This window comes from Acidithiobacillus ferriphilus (assembly GCF_018854775.1).
Lineage (GTDB): Bacteria > Pseudomonadota > Gammaproteobacteria > Acidithiobacillales > Acidithiobacillaceae > Acidithiobacillus > Acidithiobacillus ferriphilus.
Genome location: NZ_JAAZTY010000206.1, coordinates 1 through 2,309 on the forward strand (window position 1 = coordinate 1; position 2,309 = coordinate 2,309).

The window sequence follows — 2,309 nt, forward strand, 5'->3', positions numbered from 1 at the left end:
GGAGACCCGCCAGGAGCGCAAGGAGGAGCGTCGGGGCGCCGAGCGCGAGGCACCCGAGCGGAAACAGGCGGGGAAGGAATCCACGGGATCCGGCAAGAGCAAGGCCGGGAAGGAGAAGGAAGACGAACTGGAGTTCGGGGCCGGACGCTGAGTTCTCCACAAAAACCGGGGATGGCTCTGTGGATGGCTGTTCCATCCCGTTGAACCACCGTGGCCATGCGCGGTGGCGCCAAAACGCGCGCGGATGCGACGGTTCTGACGGGTGTATGGGGGCGGAAAGGGAATGAAAGCCGGAGACGGCTGACGGATGGGTTTCGCCCCGCTTCACAAGGAGGGGGCGGAAAAGGAGGCGGTCTGTTTGGGCCGCCAAGAGGCGGGCTTCGGCCCGCCTTTTTTTATGGGCCGAGTCGGCGCCGTCCAAAAATTTCGCCTCGCGGGGGAATAGGAGTGGATACCCGATGTTTTACCGGAAAGGAGACGAAGCGATGGATGAATACACCCCCAGACGTCTGGCGGTTTTGCTGTTGCCCTTCAATCCCAGAGCCCTCCCGGATCTCTATCTGTGCGGCGAGGACACGGAGTTGATGGGCACGTTGCATGACATTTTGGAGGACCTGATCCGCATGGTGGCCGACGAGAACGACGGCGTGGTTTCCACGGGCGTGTTGAAGCGCCTCCTGAAGAACAAAGGGCTGGATCGGGACTTCCAGGATCGCATGAGGAAATACGGGGCCGCGCGTTCTTCTTTCTTCCGTCGCATGGACACGGAGACGTTCCTGTGGGGGGAGCTTCTGGGTCAGGTGCTTCAGGGACTCAAGGACTACCGGGGCGAACCAAGGATGTTCCGGGTGTCCCGGTAACGCGCGGAAATTTCGCCAGCCGGGGGAATAGGGTGTGGAGAGCGGGAAAGGAGTGGTCATGAAGTTCGACGAAGAGGTCCGGGCGGTCAATGAAACCCTGGCGCGGCTGTTCCCCCACCCGATCGAAGCCGCCTCCCTATGGGTTCTCCCGAGCCCTGGCGAGGGTTTCTGGTTGAGGGGTTGGCAAGAATGCGCGTGTTCGCGCGCGCCCGCGAGGATCGGCGTCCACTTGCGGCAGTTTCACAGTTTGGACGCCATTCACCGATGGCTGAATCAATGGGAGGACTTGGCGAAATGAGGAAGTGGGTTGCCGTGACGTTGGCCCTAGCCACGTTGTACCTGAACGGATGCGCTCCGTTTTCCATGCGCGGGTACGAAGAAGGGCAGAAATTGGGATCGATTTTACCATACGAGCAGATGAGGTAGCGAAAATGAAAAAGTGGATAGTTGTCGCGGTGGCCTTGACCACCTTGGGCTTGAACGGATGCGCGTATTTCAGCGTGTTGCACCATAACCTGGAGCGCAGCTTCGGGACTCCGACCGCGTCGAGCCAGTGAGGGCGCCCACCATGAGAAAGTGGATCGTGCTGGCGTTGACGGCGGCCACCCTCGGTTTGAACGGGTGCGCGTATTTCCATGTGGTAACCACCCTGTCCTGCGGGCGCGCCTGTTTGCCAGAGGCGCACCCTCACGGGGAGGCGAAGGGGGATCAATCGCCCCCTTATCGCGTGAATCATCAAGGAGGTGAGCAATGAAGAAACGTATCGTGGTGGCGTTGATGTTGAGCCTCTGCCTGGCGGGATCGGCCCTGGCCGATGGCTTGGGATCGGCCCTTTCGGGCGTGGCGCAGGGCCAGGGGATACAGGCCGGCGGAGCGCCGATCCTGCGGGGAAGCGAGCTGGGAGGCATCCTCGGCGAATGGGGGATGCACCCCGAGAATGGAGGCGAGCTCCGGCGGATGTTCCAAAACGGCATCAATCCAGACTCCTGCGACGTCGGCCTGATCAATGGCTGGCTCATGGGATCGGATATGCTGTCCATCGACACCGGACCTCGGCGGGGATTGTGGGGCCTGATCATCCCCATCCACCAAGACGGTCGGGTCATGGACGGGTGGACGGAACAGGGCACCCTGTTCCCCAACCCCGACATGGCCAAACTGGGCATCCCGCATTCCTTCGGGATGGCGGTGCGCGTGGCGCCGATGCCTGGGCGGCTCCCCATGTGGAGTGACATCCAACAAAACGCCGCGTCCTACGTCCCCGACGAGAAATGGGGGGGCGGGATCGGGTGCTATGGATACCAGACCATTGAGCATGTCAGTTACGCCTGCCACGCGGTCGGCGTGAACGCGATGAGGAAGCTCAATGAGGCGATGGCGACGGAGGCGGGCCAGGTGATGACCAAGCCGATGACCGGCGAATGGAGCCTGGGACTCGGTATGGGCCTT

General features: G+C 61.9%; 4 protein-coding genes. All 4 read left to right on the forward strand.

Annotated elements, in window-relative coordinates; genetic code table 11:
- Positions 1-458 precede the first annotated feature (458 nt).
- The gene (locus HF921_RS12245) at positions 459-860 is read left to right on the forward strand and encodes a hypothetical protein (protein WP_215893904.1); all 402 of its coding nucleotides are present in this window, start codon (positions 459-461) and stop codon (positions 858-860) included.
- Between the two features lie 58 nt (positions 861-918).
- Positions 919-1,158 (forward strand): hypothetical protein, encoded by a 240-nt coding sequence (locus HF921_RS12250; RefSeq protein ID WP_215893905.1) that lies wholly within the window; start codon positions 919-921, stop codon positions 1,156-1,158.
- 270 nt (positions 1,159-1,428) lie between these two features.
- Entirely contained in the window at positions 1,429-1,614 is a 186-nt protein-coding gene (locus tag HF921_RS12255; RefSeq protein ID WP_009566195.1) for a hypothetical protein, read from the forward strand.
- The coding region (locus HF921_RS12260; protein ID WP_215893906.1) for a hypothetical protein at positions 1,611-2,309 on the forward strand (699 nt) is incomplete at its 3' end. The genes HF921_RS12255 and HF921_RS12260, both read left to right, overlap by 4 nt.

Excerpts from the sequence above, each read along its gene's own strand:
- HF921_RS12250 (WP_215893905.1), top strand. The coding sequence starts at position 919 with ATGAAGTTCGACGAAGAGGTCCGGGCGGTCAATGAAACCCTGGCGCGG.
- HF921_RS12245 (WP_215893904.1), top strand. The coding sequence starts at position 459 with ATGTTTTACCGGAAAGGAGACGAAGCGATGGATGAATACACCCCCAGA.
- HF921_RS12255 (WP_009566195.1), top strand. The coding sequence starts at position 1,429 with ATGAGAAAGTGGATCGTGCTGGCGTTGACGGCGGCCACCCTCGGTTTG.